This window comes from Phyllobacterium sp. TAF24 (assembly GCF_052113785.1).
In the GTDB taxonomy this organism is placed as follows: domain Bacteria; phylum Pseudomonadota; class Alphaproteobacteria; order Rhizobiales; family Rhizobiaceae; genus Phyllobacterium.
This window is the reverse complement of record NZ_JBFRDN010000004.1, coordinates 83,164-103,324: the sequence shown is the minus strand read 5'-3', so window position 1 is coordinate 103,324 and position 20,161 is coordinate 83,164. Positions and strand designations below refer to the sequence as shown.

Here is a 20,161-nt window from a genome sequence, read left to right as displayed (position 1 = left end):
GCCACCCGCGAAGATGTATTCGCGCGGGTGGCATTATTGAGTGGAGACCTTTGCGAGGTTACTTTTCTTCGCCAGCCTTGGTGACGACACCAGGAACGATTGGCTGCATGGCTTCAACGGTCTCGCCCTTGATGATCTTGCCCGCGGTCTCGACCGCGACTTTGCCCATCTGGTCCGGATACTGCGCAATAACGCCAACCATAACAGGGTCGTTCTTCACCGCATTGCGGGCTTCTTCCATACCGTCAAAACCGATGACCTTGACCTGTTCCTGAAGCTTTGCCGACTTGACTGCAGAAGCAGCGGCCAGCGCCGCATCATCGCCAAAACCGAAAATGCCGACCACATCCGGGTTTGCCTGCAAAATGTTCTGGGCAGCGGCTAGTGCCTCCGGCCGGGTAATGCCGGTCTGGATGGAGACGATCTTGATATCAGGATGTGCAGCAATTGCCTTCTTGAAGCCTTCGACGCGATCCACGACGGATTGCACTGTCGGGTAGTCGATAACCGCAACATTGCCCTTGTCGCCGATCTGCTTGGCCATCAACTCGCCCGCCTTGACGCCGCCGGTGTAATTGTCGGTACCGACATGCGAAGTCACTTCAACACCCTTGGCGGGAACATCCACGGTGATGACCTTGATGCCTGCCTTCTGGGCTTTGGTGATGGCGGATTTTACGCCCGTGCTATCTACAGGCGAAATGATGATGACACTGACGCCCTTGGTGATGAAATCTTCCACATCGGCGAGCTGCTTGTTCAGATCCTGATTGGCAATCGCAATTTCAAGCGGCACGTTTTCCGCCTTGGCTTCTGCGGTCATGGCGGAAGCAAGCGAGATGTAGAATGGATGCTGCTGCGTGAGCAGGGAAGCGCCGATGCCTTCGGCATAGGCACCTGTAGCCATGAGCGCTACTGCGCCGGCAAGAAGCAGTTTGGTAAAATGGGTGCGGATCATTGTTCCCTCCAGAACAGTTGTTTTCTAGAAATCCGGCGGTTGGGCATTGGCGCAATATTGCCGGACACTGCACAGCCTGTTTGCCGTGCTCAAGTCCATTGGCGATGGCCATGCTCCTCCCACCTTCGTCCACTGCATGGATGTGCAATTTATATTGCTATGTCAATATAAAAATTGTCGCGCGTAAAGTTTTGCGCAAGGATGTGGCTTACTCGTTTGATGATGGCTGCTTCATCTCGATGCCGTCATTCCGGGGTGGATGATCGCGAAACAGATAGTGGGAGATGAGCAGGACCGGCTCGAGAATAACCACACCAAACAGGATGCCAGCAAGGCGCTCCATGCCGGGTTCAAGCGCCGCATTGGTATAGGTATCAGGCACAAGCACAACAAGAAAAGCCAGAACAAATTGCGTGCCGATATAGCTGATCGACGAGTTGCTGTTTTCGATATGCCGTCCGACAAGAACACCGATACAGACACCCATTGTCATGAGAATGGGCGACTGATGACTGCTCAGCAGAATTGCGGTGGCGATCAACCCACCCACGCTGCAACCGACGAAGCGCAGGATCAGCCGCGATGTGATCGGGTTCAGCACACTGGTTGATAGGCTGGTCACGGGGATCATCATCACGGCCATGATTGTGATGCTCGACTGGCTCAGTGAAGTGATGCCGGTCCATACCCATATCCATGGAATGAGCCCGAGAGCGATTGCCGCCTGTACCGAATGCTTTGCTGCGCCCTTATGCCAGACGACGGAGTGTCTTATGGCCGCTTGAACGGGCGTTTCCTTTGATTGTCGCGGCAATCTGCGCCTGATTGTGAAGGTCGAGACAGCACTGACTAGAATGCAGGCCAGGGTTCCCGCAAGGATTTCAACAAGACGCGATTGGGCAAAGGGTAAAACTGACCCTGATGGGTGCTTCATGCCATCGATCAGTACCATGCAGAATGTCAGTCCTGTAAACAGCCAGGCGTAGCTGCGTTTTCCAACAAGTGCGAAGTAGAGTGTAACCCCACCAAAAATGACAAGGGATAGGCTTAAAAGTAATGGATTGCCGATAACCAAAGGCGCCAAACCCAGAGCCGCGCCTGCGCCTGCTGACGTTCCGATGATGCGCAAAATCCCTCGGGTGAGACTTTCCGATACATGGGACCGCATGACCATGTAACCGCTGAAGGCAGCCCAGCCGACATTCTGTGCGCCAAGAATATGCGCGAAGATGATGGCGAGGAGAACGGATACAACGCATTCGAATTCATCGACCATTCTTGGTCCGGGCTTTGCCAGTGACCGGAGTTCCCGTACGCTTGTCGTCGCGAAAATGGAAAGGCTGGCTATGGCTTGCCTGACATAGTTCATTGTTTGCTTCTAACAGAATGTGGATTGGTTTGTGCAGATGGAACCATTTTCTTTCCGCTGTTCTAAAGGTCTTGCATACGGGTGTCGATACGTTCACTCCGCAGCATGAATGCCGAACCACGCCTTTCATGACGACCTCACTGTTGCTACCTTATCCCAATCTTTCTTGATGGAGCATTGCCATGAGCCAGTCATTTGACGCGATCATTATCGGTGCCGGACAGGCAGGTCCATCGCTGGCGGGCCGGCTGACCACTTCGGGTATGAAGGTATTGATGGTCGAGCGAAAACTGTTCGGCGGCACCTGCGTCAACACCGGCTGCATGCCAACAAAGACGATGGTCGCCAGCGCCTATGCGGCGCATCTCGCCCGCCGGGGTGGGGACTACGGCGTTGTCATCGAGCAACCCATTCGGGTTAATATGCAACGGGTGCGGCAAAGAGCCGATACCGTTACTCTTAACGCCCGCACAGGTGTAGAGAACTGGCTGCGCGGCATGAAGAATTGCACTGTTATTGAAGGTCATGCCCGATTTACTGGCCCGCATACGATCAGCATTGACGGGGTGCTCTTTGATGCTCCTCGCATTTTCCTGAATGTGGGCGGGCGTGCCAATATCCCTGACATGCCGGGTATCGGTGATGTCGACTATCTTACCAACACTGGCATGATGCAGCTTGATGTTCTGCCGAAACATCTGGTGGTGATCGGTGGCAGTTACATCGGCCTCGAATTTGCGCAGATGTACCGGCGTTTTGGATCGCAGGTGACCATTGTCGAAAAAGGTCCTCGCTTGGTCGGGCGCGAAGACGAGGATGTTTCCGAAGCCATAAAGGATATTCTGGAAAACGAAGGTATTTCCTGCCGTCTCAACGCAAACTGCATCGCTTTCAAACCCCATGAAGGCGGTACGGAAGTTCACCTTGATTGCGACTCTGACGAGCGCAGTGTTGTCGGTTCGCATGTGCTTCTGGCGATTGGTCGCCGTCCCAATACTGACGATCTCGATCTGGAAAAGGCGGGTATTGCCACCGACGAGCGGGGCTACATCAAGGTCGACGATTATCTCGCAACAAGCGTTGAAGGCACATGGGCTCTTGGAGATTGCAATGGCAAGGGTGCTTTCACCCACACGGCCTATAATGATTTCGAGATTGTCGCGGCCAATCTTCTGGACGGGGAAGACCGCAGGGTTAGCGAGCGTGTGCAGGGCTATGCCCTCTATATCGATCCGCCACTTGGCCGGGTGGGAATGAGCGAGACGCAGGCCAAGGCAACGGGTCGCCCTATTCTTGTATCCAAACGACCGATGACGCGTGTTGGCCGCGCTGTGGAGAAGGACGAAACACAGGGCTTCATGAAGATCGTTGCTGATGCTCAGACAAAGCAGATATTGGGCGCGGCTATTCTGGGAACAAGCGGTGATGAGGCGATCCACGGGATACTCGATGCCATGAGCGCGAAGATGGACTATCCAACGCTCAAATGGGCAGTGCCGATACACCCGACAGTCTCCGAGCTTATTCCAACCGTCTTGGGCGATCTGGCGCCTTTGGATCATACATAGCAAGGCGTCTGACCGCTGATTGACGAATGCTCACATGGGATTGACTTGACAGTCTGATATTATATCGTTAAATCCAGATATATGGAAAAAAAAGCAAACCATTGAGGCTTTTTCGGCCCTTGCCCAATCATCACGCATGGATGCATTCAAGCTGATTGTCATGCATGAACCGGAAGGAATAGCAGCAGGAGAGATATCGCGACTGCTGGATATTCCGCAAAACACGATGTCGGCGCATCTGGCGATATTGTCGCGCGCGGGACTGATCTCTTCTGTCCGCCACAGCCGTTCCATTATTTATCGCGCGAGGTTCGAGAATCTTCGCGCTGCGATCAGTTATCTGCTGAAGGATTGCTGCGCAGGTCATCCGGACATTTGCACTCCGCTCATCACTGATATCGTTCCATGTTGCCCGCCCAAGGAGAAGTTCAATGACTGATCGCGTCTATGATGTCCTGTTCCTGTGTAGAGGCAATTCTGCACGATCCAACAGCGGGTGCCGTGCCGTTTGACATTCTGCCTACGCTGCAAGTCCTGAGGCTGTGTCCGGCCCCAATATCCATTTTGACGCGATCCGTTTCTATAGGAAAGCCAATGTCTGTCTTTGAACGCTATCTCACTCTGTGGGTTGCCCTATGCATTGTTGCTGGGATTGCGCTTGGCCATTTTATTCCGGGCGTGTTTCAGGCTATCGGCTCTGCCGAATACGCCAAAGTGAACATTCCGATGGCTGTTCTCATATGGTTGATGATCATTCCGATGTTGCTGCGTATCGACTTTGCGTCGCTGCGTACGGTCGGCGCTTATTGGCGTGGAATTGGTGTAACCCTGTTTATCAATTGGGCTATAAAACCATTCTCCATGGCGTTGCTTGGCTGGCTATTTGTCGGCTGGCTCTTTCGACCATATCTGCCTGCTATACAGATCGATTCCTATATTGCTGGGCTGATTATTCTAGCTGCTGCACCTTGCACAGCCATGGTTTTTGTCTGGTCGAACCTCACTAAGGGCGAACCACATTTCACCTTGTCTCAGGTGGCTTTGAACGATGCGATTATGGTCGTTGCGTTTGCCCCTATTGTGGGCCTGCTTCTTGGTCTTTCGGCAATCACCGTGCCATGGAATACGCTTATCCTGTCGGTGGTTCTATACATCATTGTTCCGGTCATCATCGCCCAGATCATTCGCCGGTGGTTGCTGGCAAATGGAGGCAAGGCGGCCTTTGATCGATTAGTCGGTATTCTTCAACCGCTATCGCTTGTGGCATTGCTGACGACATTGGTGATGCTCTTCGGCTTTCAGGGGGAGCAGATTCTCGCTCAACCGCTGGTGATTGCGCTTCTAGCCGTACCGATCTTGATACAGGTCTATTTCAATTCAGGCCTTGCCTATCTCCTTAATCGTATCAGTGGTGAGCAGCATTGTGTCGCCGGGCCGTCTGCATTGATTGGGGCAAGTAACTTCTTCGAACTGGCGGTGGCCGCTGCGATTAGTTTGTTTGGTTTTAACTCCGGCGCCGCACTCGCTACTGTCGTCGGTGTTTTGATTGAAGTGCCAGTGATGTTGTCGGTGGTGTGGATCGTCAACCGAAGCAAGAATTGGTACGAGCGCGGCGCCGCCGTCCAGAGCCTTCAAAAAGCGGAAAGGGCCATCTAATGACTGTCACCATTTATCATAATCCTGCTTGTGGCACGTCGCGCAATGTGCTCGCAATGATCCGGAATGCAGGTATTGAGCCAACCATAATCCAGTATCTGAAGACACCTCCAGCACGTCAGGAGCTGAAAGATCTCATTCGAAGAGCAGGGTTGACGGTGCGCGAAGCCATTCGCGAAAAAGGCACGCCCTATGCGGAGCTTGGGCTCGATGACCCGGATTTGACAGATGAACAATTGCTGGATGCGATGGAGGCCCATCCGATCCTGATTAACCGCCCGTTTGTGGTGACTGAAAAAGGCGTACGCCTAAGCCGACCGTCTGAGCTTGTCCTTGACATACTCCCGAGCCCACAAAAGAGGGCTTTCACCAAGGAAGATGGCGAAGTGGTCATTGATGCTAAAGGAAAGCGCATTGTCTGATTTAGCCAATACTCTATCCGAGGCCCTGCAGATTCCCGATCCTGAAAAGTTATCTGTTCAGCTCTCGACACACCGGCCGCGTATCCTGTTGCTTTACGGCTCCATCCGGAAGGTGTCCTACAGCCGCTTTCTAACGCAAGAAGCAGCGCGCCTGTTGGAGTATTTTGGTGCGGAGACTCGCGTCTTTGACCCAGCAGGGTTGCCTTTACCGGATGACGCGCCCGTTGATCATCCAAAGGTGCAGGAACTGCGCGACCTTTCACTCTGGTCCGAAGGGCAGGTCTGGACCAGTCCCGAGCGGCATGGTGCCATGACAGGTGTCATGAAATCACAGATCGACTGGATACCACTTGCCATGGGCGCGATTCGTCCTACTCAGGGGCGAACGCTTGCGGTTATGCAGGTTTCTGGCGGGTCACAGTCGTTTAATGCAGTCAACCAGATGCGGGTTCTCGGACGGTGGATGCGTATGGTCACAATCCCGAACCAGTCATCCGTTGCCAAAGCCTATCAGGAGTTTGACGAAAACGGCCACATGAAACCATCGGCCTATTACGATCGCGTTGTGGATGTCATGGAGGAGCTTATGAAGTTCACGCTGCTGACACGCGACGTGTCGGATTATCTCACCAACCGTTATAGCGAGCGTAAGGAAAGCGCCGTGGCTCTTGCACGGCGCGTTAATCTCACGGGTGTCATATGAACTCTGTTTCCGCCGCCGCATCCTGTGAGAAACGGCAGTCTCTAGTGGATAGAACGAGGTCTGGGAGTATCGAAGGATGAAGTTCCACGATGGCTCGACCAGACCTCTGACGAAAGCAAGAGCTCTCCCAAAACTCACTCTCGGTATTATAGAAACCCTTGAATAGGTCAAATGTTCCCGAATAACGCCTATCTTCGCCTACGGCGCAGCTGATCGAAGTACACAATAACAATGATCAGAACGCCTGTTATAACCCGCTGCCAGAATGAATTGACGTTGAGCAGGTTGGCGCCATTGTTGATTGTCGCCAGAATGAAAGCGCCCAGCAGCGGCCCATGAATGGAGCCGACCGCGCCGAAAAGACTGGTGCCGCCGATAACCGAGGAAGCGATGGCTTGCAGTTCCCATCCTTCGGCCTGCATTGCATTGCCAACGCCGATGCGGGAGGCAAGCAGCAATCCTACGAATGATGCGCAGACGGCTGATAATGTGTAGGCGAGATAGATCGTCCCTTTGACATTGACGCCGGACAGACGCGAGGCTTCCGCATTTGATCCCACGGAAAACAGATAACGTCCCCAGCGGCTGTGACTTAGAAAGATGTAGGCAGGAATGCCGACGAGGACCACCATCAGGAACAGGTTGGGTACTCCGGCAAAATCATTGCGGGAGAATTCGGTAAATGGGTCATTGTCGATTGAGATCGTGTTGCCATTGGTGATCAACAGGCCGATGCCGCGCAATGACGTCAGCGTTGCAAGCGTGATGATGAACGGGGGAAGTCCGAGACGTACGATGCCGAAACCGTGGAAAAGCCCGATACACACACCGATGCCCAGCGTAATCAGGATCGCTGCCCAGACCGGAAAACCATGGGCTAAAAGCCAGGCAACGATAACACTGGTGAAGCCAACAATCGCGCCAACAGAAAGATCAATGCCGCCGGTAATGATGACGAAGGTCTGGCCGATGGCGAGGATTGCAATCATCGAGCCTTGCCGCAGCAGATTGGAAATGTTGTTTCCGGTCCAAAAACTATCTGTTGCAAGGCTAAGGACAAGCCACAGCACCAGCAACAGGGCAAAAAGCGTCAGTCCGAACAGGACATTGAAGCGCCGCTTTGGGGTGGTGCCGGTGTCTTTGGTTTCAAGGCTCATCGGGACAAATCTCCAGATAGTCGAAGCGAATAATCGCGGCGGAACAGATCAATTGCGTGTGCTGGCGTCGGTTGATGCAGAGCCGAGCGCTTGGGTCAGGATATCTTCGTGCGTGACGGATTTGTGAGGATGGCTTGCCACCAGATGTCCACGCCTGAAGACATGCAGTGTATCGGCAAGCTCATAAACTTCGGGAAGATAGGACGAGATCAGAATGATACCGGCGCCGTTTTCAAGAAGGGTCGAGAACAGCCGGTAGATTTCGGCCTTTGTGCCCACATCGACACCCACCGTAGGTTCGTCAAAAATAAAAAGCTTGGCACCGTGGTTGAGCCATTTGCCGATGACAATTTTCTGCTGGTTGCCGCCGGAAAGGCTGGCAGCGCTGGCACTGCGCGAGGACGTCTTGATGCGAAGGTCCGAGATCTGATTGTCCGCATGTCTGGCTTCTTCGCGATGGGAAATCAGAACGTTCCTGCTGAGCTGCTTGTAGATCGGCAGATTGAGATTGAGCGACACGGGCAAGGACAGGCATAGGCCCTGATCGCGGCGGCTCTCCGGTGCCAGAGCGATGCCAAGTTTGATCGCATCGCGCTCGCGCTCGATACGCACCTCTTTGCCGTCCCAGAGAATTTTGCCTGAAGATTTCGGATGGCGTCCAAAGATGGTTGTAACGAACTCACTGCGACCAGCGCCAATCAAGCCGTAGAGCCCGACAATTTCGCCCTCACGCACGTTAAGACTGATATCTTCAAAGCCATTGCCGGTGAGATTTTGTGTCTCAAGGATTGTCTTGCCAAAGGTAAATGGCACCTTGTGATAAATCTGCTCGATTGAACGATTGATCATCAGGCCGATCAGTTCATTCTCGTTGGTTTCCCCGATGTTGCGCGTGCCAACCAACCGTCCGTCGCGCAGAATGGAAACCCGGTCGGCGAGTTCAAACACTTCCTCCATCCGGTGGCTGATATAGACAATGGTGACGCCGCTTTTCTGCAGACGGCGGATCAGCGCAAAGAGCTGCGCTGCTTCCTCGCGCGTCAAATAGGCAGTTGGTTCGTCGAAGATGAGAAAACGTGCGCCGCGTGTTGCTGCGCGCGCCGTTGCGATCAATTGCTGCTGCCCGATGGTCAGGTCGCTTAGCAGCGCATGGGCCGGTAGTGCAAAGCCAAGATCATCAAGGATTTTTTGTGCTTCCCGGATCATATGGCGATGCTGCAGGAGACCGAAACGGCGCTGTTCCTCACCCAGAAAGATATTGGCGGCAACGGTCAAATGCGGGCAGAGCACGACCTCCTGATGCACGGCATTGATCCCATGCTGGATCGCTTCCAGCGGTGTCGTCAGCGCTACGGGTTCGCCTCGAAACAATATCTCGCCGGCGGTGCGGGGGATGACGCCGGTCAAAAGCTTGATCAGCGTCGATTTTCCTGCGCCGTTCTCACCGACAATGGCGTGAATTTCTCCAGCCTTGAAAGCAAGATCGGCAGGTTTTAGCGCGTGGGTTCCAAGATATTGTTTCTCAAGCCCACGCAATTCCAGAATAGGCAGGTGGGCCGCCGCTGCGGATACATCTTCACTTTGCCCGCTGCTGGAGCGATGCGAAATATCATGATCTGTCATGGCGACCCCACTGACTGTTGAGCAAATCTGGATCAGTCCAGCTTGGGGTTGAGCAACTCCTGCGCGCGTTTGTCGTTCATATTGGCTTTGGTGATCAGGTTTGCACCGGTATCGACATTGGCCTCTGTCTTTTCGCCTTTTGAGGCGGCCAAAGCGGTCTTGATGCCATCATAACCCATGCGGTAGGGGTCCTGAACGATCAACCCGGCCAATGTCCCGTTTGACAGGAACTTGACCAGCTTTTCGTCGCTGTCGAAGCCGATAACCTTGATCTTGTCCTGCGCCTTGTTTTCGGCAATGGCCTGACCCGCGCCCTGAGCCATGATCAGGTTGGATGTGAAGATACCGCGCAGGTTTGGATTGGCAGTAATCAGATCAGTCGTGATGTTGAGACCCGTCGTGGCCTGACCGTCAGCAACCTTGTCGGCAATCAGCTTGAGACCGGGATATTTGGCTGCAAGCTGTTCTTTGAAACCTTTGGCGCGCTGGTCGAGCGAACCGACACCGGGAAGTGCCGTGATGAGAGCCACTTCGCCTTCAGCCTTGCCATATTTTTCTGTGATTGCTGCAGCGAGACCGTCGGCTGCCACACGTCCACCCTGTACATTGTCCGTTGTCAGGAATGACGTGAATGATTTGGAATCCGCAGCGGAATCGATGCCAATGATTTTGACGGATTTCGCCGCTTCATCAATGGGCTTGCCGAGTGCTTTGAACTCGGTGGGGGAGATGACGATGGCAGCCGGTTTGCCGGAGACGGCATTTTCAAGAATGGAAATCTGACCGTTAATATCGGATTCAGCCTGGGCCCCAAGCTCGGGTACTTTGACACCGAGATCCTTGCCCGCCTTGCGCGCGCCGGCAAGGACGATCTGCCAATAGAAAGACGTCGTGTCCTTGACGATAATAGGGATGGTTACATCCGCGGCACGGACCGGTGCGACGGATATCATTCCTGCCAGCAGAGCCAGAGCGGCGGTACCAAGAACGGTTCTGCGATTGATGCACTTTCCTGTAGAAATCATGGTTGTGTTCCTCTCGTAGCGCCGGTTTTATTTGCTTATGTCCGGATTGAGAGGGCGCTTTTCAATCCGCTCTTTATCGATAAAAAACATCGATCATGCGAAGCTAATTTAAATGCGTATTCTTTGCAAGCATCTCAGCGGATCGTGAAGGGTTCACATTCTGCGTAGACGCTTTCAGGGACTTTTGTTGAAAGAAGCTCGATATTTCGGGTGAGACTCGACGGTTTTGCGGTACCGATCAGCACATTCGCCACCACCGGCTCGCGGAACGGAAACTGAAGTGCCGCTGCCGCCAACGGTACATGATGGTTCGTTGCAACTGCCTGCATTGAGCGCACGCGATCCAGAATGTCCTGTGATGCGGGCCCATAGTCAAAATTTGCACCGGTAACCGGGCCGGTTGCCAGAATGCCTGAGTTAAAGACGCCGCCAATCACCAGTGATATTTGCTGTTTCCGGCAGATATCCAGCAAGCCGCGTTCGGCCGAACGGTCGAGCAGGGAATAGCGCCCTGCGAGCAGAATGCAGTCAATCGGGTGTCTGGCGGCGACCTCAAGGCACACTTCGACCTCGTTGACGCCGAGGCCATAGGCTGAGATCGCACCCGAAGATTTAAGCTCCTCCAATGCCTTCAGTCCGCCTCCAAGCAGTTGGGCCATGTAGACGGCGTTCTTGTCGGCACCATGGGTGTAGGCGCCAATATCATGCACGTAAAGTATATCGATCCTGTTCAGGCCCAGCCGCGCAAAGCTGAACTCGAAGGACCGCATGATACCGTCATAACTGTAGTCATAGTCGACAGCGAAGGGCAGGGGATTGACGTAGGAATGATCGGGGACCTGATCTTCCGGAACAGGTCGCAGAAACCGGCCAACCTTCGTTGAAAGAACATAGGTTTCACGCGGTTTGTCGCGCAGAAAATCACCCGTTCGCCGTTCTGAAAGGCCGAAGCCATAAAAGGGCGCCGTATCGAAATAGCGTAATCCAGCATCCCACGCGGCCTGCAGCGTTTCCATCGCTGCGTCACGCGTGCACTCGCGATAGAGCCCGCCAATAGCTGCCCCACCAAAGCCGATCGTTGTCACGGCCAGCGGCGTTTTACCAATCTTCCGGATATCCAACTGTTCCTCCCAGAACAAACCAATGGTGCGAGCACTGAGCTAACATGTCAATATCTGCACAATTCGTCTTTTATCGACAAAATACATTTTGCCGTCAACGCCTCTTACGGATAAAACACAAATCAGCTCGAACTATAGGCGGAACTGCAAGTCCCGGTCGGATTGGGTCGGTTCTGGATCATGAAAGAATAGAATGTCGAAGCAGAATACGGTGTTCAAGGAGGGCTACAACAGGTGTCTTCGCCTTCTCAAAGATATTGAGGAGCTTCCATCAGAACCCGAGCTTGGAACACGCCTTGGCATCAGCCGGACCACGGTTCGCGCCATTCTTGGTGCTTTGGAGGAAAAAGGCCTGATCGAATGGACAAAGCGCAGCAAGACAGTTCTGCGTAAGCCTGTCAAATCAGACTATTTTCCCGATGAGGAAACGGACTCATTGTCGGAGATCATCGAGCGTAGTTTCATGCAGCGCATTCTGGCTGGCGGAGCCCAGCCCGGAATGCAGATCAATGAGCTTGAACTTGCCCGCGATATTGGTGTCGGCACGTCAAGCGTGCGCGAATTTCTGATCCGGTTCAGCCGGTTCGGGCTGATTGAAAAACGCAAGAACAGCCATTGGGTGTTAAAGGGGTTTACCCGCTCATTTGCGCTTGAACTCTTTGAAATCCGGGAGATTTTTGAGCTGCGCTCCGCCGTTGCTTTCCTGAACTTGCCCGATGATCATCCTGCTATTGAGGAACTGGATGTTCTGGAGGCCGACCACCTTGCGCTGCTACGCGATATTGATACGCGCTATATGGATTTTTCCGCGCTTGATGAGCGGTTTCATCGCATGATCCATTCCGCTTCGCGCAATCGCTTTGTCATTGATTTCTACGACGTCATCGCGATCGTGTTTCACTACCATTATCAATGGAGAAAGGTGAACGAACGGGCTCGCAACGCCAAGGCTCTGGAAGAGCATCTGGCGTATATCGATGCCTTGCGTTCGCGCGATGCGGCAAAAGTTGACATTGCCTGCCGTAATCATCTGCGCTCGGCTCGCGAAACCCTGCTCCAGTCCATGCCCGCCGATGAGGCGGTATCGGACATCATGGGGTCCTAGCCATTGCGAGGGCTCTCATCGCGTTGGGCTGTGCTCCTGTCACGAGCGCCCCACCGCAATCCGTCCATCAGCAGCTTTACCAGGCGGCGCGACCGGTCATGCCAATCGGGAGCGTCGGGGATGGAATAGATTGTAAACAGGGCGTGCAGCAGGTCAGTGCTGTCAATATCCCGGCGGATAAGATCATCATTGGCCGCTGCTTCGACGAGATTTCGAAGCGAGACGGCGACCATACCCGAACTTCCGGCAAACAGCTCGGAATTGCTGGTAACGAGTATGCGCAGACTGTTTGCCATGCCACGCTTTGCAGCGATATATCCGACAAAGCGATGCATCCATTCTTCAAGCGCAACATCCGGCGGGTGATGCAGCGATAATTCCCCCGCTGCCGCACAAAGGTTCTCAACCTCGCGTTTGTAGACGACCTCCACGAGATGTTCGCGGGTCGGAAAATGCCGGTATAGCGTGCCAATGCCAACGCCCGCCCGCCGGGCGATATCTTCAAGAGAGCCTTCCACGCCATGTTCGGAGAAAACCACGGCGGCCACTTCGAGCAGCTTTTCCCGGTTGCGACGCGCATCGGCGCGCATACCTTTCACACTCAAAGGCGCTGGCTCGGCATTCTCTGATGGCTTGGCGACCAAATTCTGCTCCACGCTCATGGGGGCTTGACCATGAGCAACAAGTTCTTAAGATAAGCGGAGGCCCCTCCGTTTAAGTGGAGTCCTTTTGCCTTCTTATCGCAGAATGGGTCCCAATGTCATGTCTCTAAACACAGGTAAACTCGATTCGACCCATCTGACAGGTAGGTAAAGCGCACAGCGATGTGAACTTCTCCTGACGCTTGGCGTTTGGGTATCGGGCTGTCGAATGAATCTGCATCCGCAAAGCAGGAGCGATATAATGACCGGAACAATCAACTTGAAGCTGGATATAAATGGCAGGAGTCGAGAGCTTGCCGTTGAACCGCGCGTCACTCTGCTGGATGCGCTGCGCGAGCATCTTGACCTTACCGGGACCAAAAAGGGCTGTGATCAGGGCCAGTGTGGTGCCTGTACTGTTCATGTTGATGGCAAGCGGGTGCTTGCCTGCTTGACCCTTGCAGCACAGGTTGAAGGGCGGACAATCACAACGATTGAAGGTCTCGCCGATGGCGATGGTGGCTTGCATCCCGTTCAATCTGCATTTCTGGAGCACGACGCCTTTCAGTGCGGCTATTGTACCCCCGGCCAGATCATGTCGGCGGTTGCCTGTATCCGCGAAGGGCACACGAAATCCGACAACGAAATCCGCGAATATATGTCCGGTAATCTTTGCCGGTGCGGTGCCTACTCGCACATCGTGGCCGCAGTACGCGAAGCAGCGGAGGCAGCATCATGAAGAATTTTTCCTATCTTCGCGCCCATTCTGCCGATGAAGCCCGCAGGGCCGCCGCGCTGGCGGGCAATATGGTGCTTGCTGGCGGCACGACGCTGCTCGATCTGGCAAAATGCGGGATTGCCGAACCTGACACCGTTGTCGATATCACCCATCTTGCTGGCCTTGACGGCATAGAGGTTGACGAAACGCAGGCATCCATCGGGGCGCTTGCCCGCATGAGCGCGGTGGCGGATCACCCCGCCGTTCAAAAAGGCTTTCCGGCTGTAGCGGAATCCCTCGCGCTGGCCGCCTCGGCACAAATCCGCAATATGGCAACTATCGGCGGTAATCTGTTGCAGCGGACGCGTTGTTCCTATTTCCGCGATGCGGCGGTGTTTCCCGCATGCAACAAGCGTCATCCGGGCTCCGGCTGCTCTGCTCTCGGGGGCGTCACCCGCAATCATGCGGTTCTGGGGACGAGCGATGCGTGCATTGCTGGCTATCCCGGCGATCTGGCCGTTGCGCTGGTGGCTTTCGATGCAATTGTGCATCTGGGCGAAAGACAAGTGGCGGTGGATGATTTCTTCAGGCTTCCCGGAAATACACCGGATCGCGAGCATGCGTTTGAGCGCGGCGAAATCATTACGGCAGTGACAATACCCGCCTCGGCTGCTGCGAGGCGCTCGACCTATATCAAGGTGCGCGACCGGCAATCCTACGAGTTCGCCGCTGCCAGTGCAGCGGTAGGACTTGAGCTTGAAGCGGATGGCACGACTGTCCGCGACATACGCATAGCCCTTGGCGGCGTTGCAACCAAACCTTGGCGAGCCCGCACGGTTGAGGCGGCGTTGATTGGCAAAGTGCTGGAACCGGAATTGGTCCGCAAGGCCAGTCTGCTTGTCATGGAGGGGGCGATTGATCACGGTGCAAACCACTACAAAATCGATCTTGCTCCACGCGTTATCACGCGTGCTGTTCTGAAAATGGGAGGTCTGGCATGACTTTCGTAACGCCTAAACCCAAACATGGTGATGCGTCCGATGGCAATCTCGGCGGGCGCCTGTCACGTATCGATGGCCCGGAAAAAATTACGGGACGCGCCACCTACGCGATCGAACATCAGATCGAAGGGCTGGTCTACGCCGTTACCGTGCAGAGCACGATTGCTGCCGGGACAGTGAAATCAGTCGATAGCAAGGCAGCGGAGGCATCGCCCGGCGTCCTGTTGGTCTTGACACCAGATAATATCACCCACCTGAAATCAGCGACGACATGGGCCGGCACGCCGGGACCTGAAGGCCCGTTTTTGGCACTGCCGAAGACCGTCAGCTTCAATGGTCAGCATGTGGTGGCCGTTGTGGCGGAAACGCTGGAGCAGGCCACGGCCGCTGCTGCCCTCATCAAGGTAAGCTATGAGGAAACGGAGCATGTCTATGGTCTTGAGGACCCCAAGGCCGGTGAGGGCGTACCAATTGATCCCATGACCAAGTCGTGGGGGGATGCGGAGACGGCATTCGCCGAAGCACCCGTGCGTATTGAACAGGAATACAAAACCCCGCGCGAATACAATGTTGCTATCGAACCGCATGGCATTATTGCGCAATGGGAGGGTGACAAGCTGACCCTCTGGGAGCCAAGCCAGTGGGTGGACGGCATGGCCCGCTCCTATGCTGAATGGTTCGGTATACCCTTTGAAAATGTGCGGATGATTTCGCCCTATATTGGCGGAGGATTTGGTTCCAAAGCATTGTCGCTGCCGCATGGGGCCGTGGCAGCAATTGCTGCGCGCATGCTCGGCAAGCCGGTCAAACTTGCGGTCACACGGCCGCAGACATTTACTGCGTATGGCGGTCGTCCGGCCACCCGTCAGACATTGGCACTTGGCGCGACGAAGGAGGGGAAACTCCTTTCCATTATCCAACACGGGGTCAACGAGACATCCAAGCTTGGAATGGCAGTCGAGCCACTGGGATCAGTCACCGCGATCATGTATGCGGTGCCCAACTTCAGCTCCCGCCAGAATGTCATTCCACTGAACACGGTTACTCCGGGGGCCTTGCGGGCACCCGGCGAAAACCCGAGTGCTTTCGGCATTGAATCGGCAATCGACGAGCTTGCCTATGAAATCGGCATGGACCCTCTGGAAATCCGGTTGCTGAACTATGCTGAAGAGGACCCGCACGCAAAAATACCGTGGTCAACACGGCAGTTGCGGGAAGCCTTTTCCGAAGGCGCAAAAGCCTTTGGCTGGTCGAAACGCACACCGGCGCCAAGATCAATGCGGGATGGAAACCAGCTCATCGGCTGGGGTGTTGCGGCTGGCACCTATCCGGTGCGGCGCACACCGGGCGAGGCTCTGGTTCGTATTCTCGCAGATGGTACGGCGGAGGTGGCAAGCAGCAGCATCGATATGGGGCAGGGAACCTATACAATCCTCGCCCAGACAGCGGCCGAAGTTCTGGGTATTCCGGTTGAACAGATCCGTGTGAAGCTTGGAGATTCTGCATTGCCACGGGCACCGGTGGCGGGCGGCTCGCAACTTGCCAACCTTATGACCGGTGCAGTGCATAAGGCAGCGCTTGCCGCACGCGAGGAATTGATTGGCCTCGCGCTCAATCATCCCAACTCGCCGTTCCTCGATCTCCAGTTGAATACACTCACTATCGCGGATGGTACGATCTCGACGCCGCGCGGCGAACGGGCAGATATTTCAATCGCCGATTTCATGCAGCATATCGGACAGGAAAAGATTGAGACCCTGCGCGATACCCTGCCGGAGGAGAAAAAAAACACCGTAGATCGCTATAATAACTTTACGACCATGATGGCGATGAAGTCACCAACGGAAGGTGGCTACTCGCTTCACAGTTGGTGCGCGCACTTTGTTGAAGTGCGGGTTGATGAGGACTTTGGCACGGTCCGGGTCTCGCGCATGGTGTCGGCGCTTGATTCAGGCCGCCTGTACAACCCCAAACTCGCCGAAAGCCAATGGCGAGGCGGTATTATCATGGGCATCGGGCAGGCTCTGCTTGAGGAAGGAATTATTGATCCGCGCAACGCCCGGGTGATCAATAATAATCTGGGCGACTATCTGGTGGCGACGAACGCGGATATTCCCGATCTTCAGGTGATCTCTGTCGGCATTCCGGATCACCATGCCTCGGTGCTCGGGGGCAAAGCTGTTGGTGAATTGCCCATTGTTGGTGTGGCACCAGCCATTGCCAACGCGGTCTTCCACGCGACAGGAAAACGCATCCGCGATCTGCCGATCACGCTCGATAAAATCCTCTAAACCTGGCTCAGCGCTCGATGCTTCGTATCCTTGCGAAGTGTCGGGCGTTGACAGCAAATCTGAGTGCGTGAGAACTTCATTTTGAGCATGTTTCCACTGAAATAAACATTTATTCGCAAAAAGATGCCTCCCTTCACGATGGTTCTGCTCTACCTTCCGGCAGCGGGGATAGAGAGGTACGATTGGAAGTGCCTGCGCACGACCTTGCAATACTGATACAGCTGCGCAATCGTCCATTCGTGAAGAGGTACCCATTCAATGCCCGGCCCCTATGTTGTGCGTGTTCACGGTGATGAAGAAATCCCGAAAAAAGTGGATGTTGTTGTTATCGGCGGTGGTATTATCGGGGCGTCGACAGCACTGGAACTGGCAGAACGCGGCCTGAAGGTCGCCCTTTGCGAGAAGGGTGGTATCGGTCAGGAACAATCGAGCCGCAACTGGGGCTGGGTGCGCATCTCTCGCCGCGACCCGCGCGAAGTGCCGCTCATGGCGGAAGCACTGCGTCTATGGTCGGGCTTTGACAAGCGCCTTGGCCGCGATACGGGTTACAAGCGTGCGGGCATTCTGTTCACATCCCCTGACGATAAATCCTATGAGGACAATGAGCGCTGGCTGCAAAACCTTGAGGGATATCAGCTGGAAAGCCGTATGGTCAGCGGCAAGGAACTCGATGATCTGCTGCCGGGCGGCAAGATGAACCTCAAAGGCGCGCTATACACACCTGTTGATGGCCGAGCCGAGCCGCAAAAGGCAGCACCGGCAATTGCCGAGGCAGCGCGCGACAAGGGTGCTTCCATTCTTACTGAATGTGCGGTGCGCGGCATCGAGACGGCAGGCGGCAAGATCTCCGGTGTGGTCACAGAGCGCGGAAGCATTGCCTGTGATGCTGTCGTGCTTGCGGGCGGGGCCTGGTCCAACCTGTTTTGCGGTCTTTACGGGATTGATCTGCCACAGCTTAAAGTGCTGAACACGGTCATCCGCACCAAACCGCTTGAAGGCGGGCCTGAATCGGCGCTCTGGTCCAAAGATTTTGCCATCCGCAAACGGCAGGATGGCGGTTACACCATCGCATCAGGTGATGAGAACATTGTCGATATTGTACCGAAATCATTCCGCTACGCGTTCAAATTCCTGCCAGCCCTGAAACTGGAATGGAGTTCGCTGTCTTTTCGCCTTGGTGGACGCTTTTTCGATGAAGCGCGTATTCCGACAAAGTGGAAAATGGATGAGGCAAGCCCGTTCGAATATAACCGCGTGCTTGATCCCAAGCCGTCGCTCAATCTGTCAGACAGATTTTTCGATAGTCTGAAGGCCGCATTTCCGGTGTTCAACCAAGCCGAGATTGCGCAGCGTTGGGCCGGATATATCGATGTCACTCCGGATGCTATTCCTGTTATCTCCGCTGTTGACGCGGTGCCCGGCTTTCATATTGCCACTGGCTTTTCCGGGCATGGCTTCGGAATTGGGCCTGCTGCGGGTCGTTTGATGGCCGATATCGTAACGGGACGCTCGCCTGTGGTTGATCCAAAGGATTTTCGATTTTCGCGTTTCAGTGATGGCTCAAAGATCACGCCACTCACCGGGTTTTAAGGTGCAACATGACCAATGCAGCAGCGACGTCAAAAAGCCGATCCCTGTGGTCGCGTATCCTCTTCGAGGCGCTTGCAACGAGTGAACGTGAGCCGACACTGGCTCCGGTCCTCCAGCATTCGGTGATACGCTTTGACAGGCTGGAACACGCTTTGTGTTTTCAGTTGGCAGAGGTCTTGGCCAGCCAATTGGTGACGAGCGAAAGATTATTCGATCTTTTCAGTGATCTGCTGCAACAGGACCCTACGGTGCTCGCCGGTGCCGAGAGAGATATCAATGCGGTTCTGGAGCGGGACCCGGCGACCAAAAGCGTGCTGCATGTGCTGCTCTATCTGAAGGGTTTTCACGCCATCCAGATCCATCGGTTTGCTCATCTCCTGTGGGGAACAGGCCGTGAGGACCTTGCCGCCTATTTGCAATCGAGATCATCGCGCGTTCTGCAGGTCGATATTCATCCGGCTGTACGGCTGGGAAAGGGCGTCTTTTTTGATCATGCCACCGGTATTGTCATTGGGGAAACGGCTGTTATCGAAGACAATGTTTCCATTCTGCAGGGCGTCACATTGGGCGGCACCGGAAAAGATACCGGCGACCGGCACCCCAAGGTAAGGCATGGTGTTCTCATTGGTGCCAATGCCACCGTGCTTGGAAATATCGAGATCGGCGTCAATTCAAAGATTGGTGCCGGATCGGTTGTACTCAAATCCGTTGAGAACAGGAAAACAGTAGCGGGCGTTCCCGCCAAGGTTATTGGCGGCGTACAAGAAAGAGAGCCTGCTCGTTCGATGAACCAAATTCTCTATGATGTCGGGCTTTGAGACCGGCAAAGGCAAGCGAAACTATTTGATATCGGAATGCCCGGCTGGATTGTCGTTGGCTGTGCCGCGATTATCGGGTTCTTTCAACCGCGCCATCGAGAATTTCAGAACGTTTTGTATGACATCGAGTTCATGGCGGCCGGTGGATGTAGCACCCCGCGCATTTTCGGTGAGCTTCAGCATTTTTCTGAACAGCTCGCGAATTTCCAATTCGGATAATGTCGCCGTCGATTGAATGTCTTTTATATGCATCATCCTGCCGTAACAGTCGTCAAACACTTCAGCGCCATTGAAATACTTTTAGGCGTGCATGTCTGGATATGAGATTCCCTAACTTGCTCAAGAACTGGAAATTTTATCTTTCGGGAGCGATTAGACCAGATGACAGCGGCGTC

The 20,161-nt window shown here is 54.5% G+C and carries 19 protein-coding genes; 11 read left to right on the top strand and 8 right to left on the bottom strand.

The window, feature by feature from the left end:
* Positions 1–58: 58 nt before the first annotated feature.
* The gene (locus AB4Y96_RS05290; protein ID WP_441916151.1) at positions 59–958 is read right to left on the bottom strand and encodes a substrate-binding domain-containing protein; all 900 of its coding nucleotides are present in this window, start codon (positions 956–958) and stop codon (positions 59–61) included.
* Between the two features lie 208 nt (positions 959–1,166).
* Complete coding sequence (locus tag AB4Y96_RS05285) at positions 1,167–2,327, bottom strand: FUSC family protein (protein WP_441916150.1); 1,161 nt, start codon at positions 2,325–2,327, stop codon at positions 1,167–1,169.
* 182 nt (positions 2,328–2,509) lie between these two features.
* On the opposite strand from AB4Y96_RS05285, the gene AB4Y96_RS05280 reads away from it, so the two are divergent.
* The 5 genes from AB4Y96_RS05280 (at position 2,510) to arsH (ending at position 6,676) form a co-directional block, all read left to right on the top strand.
* Positions 2,510–3,895, top strand: coding sequence for an FAD-containing oxidoreductase (locus tag AB4Y96_RS05280; RefSeq protein ID WP_441916149.1), 1,386 nt, complete (start codon positions 2,510–2,512; stop codon positions 3,893–3,895).
* Between the two features lie 136 nt (positions 3,896–4,031).
* Entirely contained in the window at positions 4,032–4,334 is a 303-nt protein-coding gene (locus AB4Y96_RS05275; protein ID WP_441916148.1) for an ArsR/SmtB family transcription factor, read from the top strand.
* A 155-nt stretch (positions 4,335–4,489) separates the two neighbouring features.
* Positions 4,490–5,551 carry an ACR3 family arsenite efflux transporter gene (arsB, locus tag AB4Y96_RS05270; protein WP_441916147.1) on the top strand — a complete coding sequence of 354 codons (1,062 nt, stop codon included), beginning with the start codon at positions 4,490–4,492 and terminating at the stop codon, positions 5,549–5,551.
* On the top strand, positions 5,551–5,973 hold the full coding sequence (gene arsC / locus AB4Y96_RS05265) for an arsenate reductase (glutaredoxin) (RefSeq protein WP_441916146.1): 423 nt from the start codon (positions 5,551–5,553) through the stop codon (positions 5,971–5,973). The genes arsB and arsC overlap by 1 nt, the downstream gene beginning before the upstream one ends.
* Positions 5,948–6,676: an arsenical resistance protein ArsH gene (gene arsH / locus AB4Y96_RS05260; RefSeq protein WP_441916145.1), complete on the top strand. Its 729-nt coding sequence runs from the start codon at positions 5,948–5,950 to the stop codon at positions 6,674–6,676. Before arsC ends, arsH begins: the two co-directional genes overlap by 26 nt.
* Before the next feature lie 188 nt (positions 6,677–6,864).
* On the opposite strand, the gene AB4Y96_RS05255 is transcribed toward arsH, so the two are convergent.
* The 4 genes from AB4Y96_RS05255 to AB4Y96_RS05240 all read right to left on the bottom strand — a co-directional run bounded on the left by AB4Y96_RS05255 (position 6,865) and on the right by AB4Y96_RS05240 (position 11,602).
* Positions 6,865–7,833, bottom strand: coding sequence for an ABC transporter permease (locus AB4Y96_RS05255; RefSeq protein ID WP_091882568.1), 969 nt, complete (start codon positions 7,831–7,833; stop codon positions 6,865–6,867).
* 48 nt (positions 7,834–7,881) lie between these two features.
* The gene (locus AB4Y96_RS05250) at positions 7,882–9,456 is read right to left on the bottom strand and encodes a sugar ABC transporter ATP-binding protein (RefSeq protein WP_441916144.1); all 1,575 of its coding nucleotides are present in this window, start codon (positions 9,454–9,456) and stop codon (positions 7,882–7,884) included.
* 32 nt (positions 9,457–9,488) lie between these two features.
* The gene (locus tag AB4Y96_RS05245) at positions 9,489–10,481 is read right to left on the bottom strand and encodes an ABC transporter substrate-binding protein (RefSeq protein ID WP_441916143.1); all 993 of its coding nucleotides are present in this window, start codon (positions 10,479–10,481) and stop codon (positions 9,489–9,491) included.
* Positions 10,482–10,615: 134 nt separating this feature from the next.
* Positions 10,616–11,602, bottom strand: coding sequence for an aldo/keto reductase (locus AB4Y96_RS05240; protein ID WP_441916142.1), 987 nt, complete (start codon positions 11,600–11,602; stop codon positions 10,616–10,618).
* 193 nt (positions 11,603–11,795) lie between these two features.
* On the opposite strand from AB4Y96_RS05240, the gene AB4Y96_RS05235 reads away from it, so the two are divergent.
* A complete protein-coding gene (locus tag AB4Y96_RS05235) occupies positions 11,796–12,707 on the top strand; it encodes a GntR family transcriptional regulator (protein WP_441916141.1) in 912 nt (303 codons plus the stop codon).
* Here AB4Y96_RS05235 and AB4Y96_RS05230 read toward each other — a convergent pair.
* The gene (locus AB4Y96_RS05230; RefSeq protein ID WP_441916140.1) at positions 12,704–13,369 is read right to left on the bottom strand and encodes a TetR/AcrR family transcriptional regulator; all 666 of its coding nucleotides are present in this window, start codon (positions 13,367–13,369) and stop codon (positions 12,704–12,706) included. The genes AB4Y96_RS05235 and AB4Y96_RS05230 overlap by 4 nt on opposite strands.
* Positions 13,370–13,610: 241 nt before the next feature.
* Here AB4Y96_RS05230 and AB4Y96_RS05225 point away from each other — a divergent pair, with 241 nt between their 5' ends.
* From AB4Y96_RS05225 to cysE, 5 genes are all read left to right on the top strand, one after another.
* Positions 13,611–14,087 carry a (2Fe-2S)-binding protein gene (locus AB4Y96_RS05225; protein ID WP_441916139.1) on the top strand — a complete coding sequence of 159 codons (477 nt, stop codon included), beginning with the start codon at positions 13,611–13,613 and terminating at the stop codon, positions 14,085–14,087.
* Positions 14,084–15,067, top strand: coding sequence for an FAD binding domain-containing protein (locus tag AB4Y96_RS05220; RefSeq protein WP_441916138.1), 984 nt, complete (start codon positions 14,084–14,086; stop codon positions 15,065–15,067). The genes AB4Y96_RS05225 and AB4Y96_RS05220 overlap by 4 nt, the downstream gene beginning before the upstream one ends.
* Positions 15,064–17,358, top strand: coding sequence for a xanthine dehydrogenase family protein molybdopterin-binding subunit (locus AB4Y96_RS05215; RefSeq protein ID WP_441916137.1), 2,295 nt, complete (start codon positions 15,064–15,066; stop codon positions 17,356–17,358). The genes AB4Y96_RS05220 and AB4Y96_RS05215 overlap by 4 nt, the downstream gene beginning before the upstream one ends.
* Positions 17,359–17,616: 258 nt before the next feature.
* Positions 17,617–18,948, top strand: coding sequence for an NAD(P)/FAD-dependent oxidoreductase (locus AB4Y96_RS05210; protein WP_441916136.1), 1,332 nt, complete (start codon positions 17,617–17,619; stop codon positions 18,946–18,948).
* 8 nt (positions 18,949–18,956) lie between these two features.
* Positions 18,957–19,766 carry a serine O-acetyltransferase gene (gene cysE, locus AB4Y96_RS05205; RefSeq protein ID WP_441916135.1) on the top strand — a complete coding sequence of 270 codons (810 nt, stop codon included), beginning with the start codon at positions 18,957–18,959 and terminating at the stop codon, positions 19,764–19,766.
* A gap of 21 nt (positions 19,767–19,787) precedes the next feature.
* On the opposite strand, the gene AB4Y96_RS05200 is transcribed toward cysE, so the two are convergent.
* Entirely contained in the window at positions 19,788–19,949 is a 162-nt protein-coding gene (locus tag AB4Y96_RS05200) for a hypothetical protein (protein WP_162700364.1), read from the bottom strand.
* Positions 19,950–20,161: the final 212 nt, after the last annotated feature.

Bases quoted from the DNA above. Each gene is read 5' to 3' on its own strand.
- AB4Y96_RS05280 (WP_441916149.1), top strand. From the start codon at position 2,510: ATGAGCCAGTCATTTGACGCGATCATTATCGGTGCCGGACAGGCAGGT.
- AB4Y96_RS05225 (WP_441916139.1), top strand. From the start codon at position 13,611: ATGACCGGAACAATCAACTTGAAGCTGGATATAAATGGCAGGAGTCGA.
- arsH (WP_441916145.1), top strand. From the start codon at position 5,948: ATGCTAAAGGAAAGCGCATTGTCTGATTTAGCCAATACTCTATCCGAG.
- AB4Y96_RS05275 (WP_441916148.1), top strand. From the start codon at position 4,032: ATGGATGCATTCAAGCTGATTGTCATGCATGAACCGGAAGGAATAGCA.
- AB4Y96_RS05245 (WP_441916143.1), bottom strand. From the start codon at position 10,481: ATGATTTCTACAGGAAAGTGCATCAATCGCAGAACCGTTCTTGGTACC.
- AB4Y96_RS05220 (WP_441916138.1), top strand. From the start codon at position 14,084: ATGAAGAATTTTTCCTATCTTCGCGCCCATTCTGCCGATGAAGCCCGC.
- arsC (WP_441916146.1), top strand. From the start codon at position 5,551: ATGACTGTCACCATTTATCATAATCCTGCTTGTGGCACGTCGCGCAAT.
- AB4Y96_RS05210 (WP_441916136.1), top strand. From the start codon at position 17,617: ATGCCCGGCCCCTATGTTGTGCGTGTTCACGGTGATGAAGAAATCCCG.
- arsB (WP_441916147.1), top strand. From the start codon at position 4,490: ATGTCTGTCTTTGAACGCTATCTCACTCTGTGGGTTGCCCTATGCATT.
- AB4Y96_RS05290 (WP_441916151.1), bottom strand. From the start codon at position 958: ATGATCCGCACCCATTTTACCAAACTGCTTCTTGCCGGCGCAGTAGCG.
- AB4Y96_RS05235 (WP_441916141.1), top strand. From the start codon at position 11,796: ATGTCGAAGCAGAATACGGTGTTCAAGGAGGGCTACAACAGGTGTCTT.
- AB4Y96_RS05230 (WP_441916140.1), bottom strand. From the start codon at position 13,369: ATGAGCGTGGAGCAGAATTTGGTCGCCAAGCCATCAGAGAATGCCGAG.
- cysE (WP_441916135.1), top strand. From the start codon at position 18,957: ATGACCAATGCAGCAGCGACGTCAAAAAGCCGATCCCTGTGGTCGCGT.
- AB4Y96_RS05215 (WP_441916137.1), top strand. From the start codon at position 15,064: ATGACTTTCGTAACGCCTAAACCCAAACATGGTGATGCGTCCGATGGC.
- AB4Y96_RS05255 (WP_091882568.1), bottom strand. From the start codon at position 7,833: ATGAGCCTTGAAACCAAAGACACCGGCACCACCCCAAAGCGGCGCTTC.
- AB4Y96_RS05200 (WP_162700364.1), bottom strand. From the start codon at position 19,949: ATGCTGAAGCTCACCGAAAATGCGCGGGGTGCTACATCCACCGGCCGC.
- AB4Y96_RS05285 (WP_441916150.1), bottom strand. From the start codon at position 2,327: ATGAACTATGTCAGGCAAGCCATAGCCAGCCTTTCCATTTTCGCGACG.
- AB4Y96_RS05250 (WP_441916144.1), bottom strand. From the start codon at position 9,456: ATGACAGATCATGATATTTCGCATCGCTCCAGCAGCGGGCAAAGTGAA.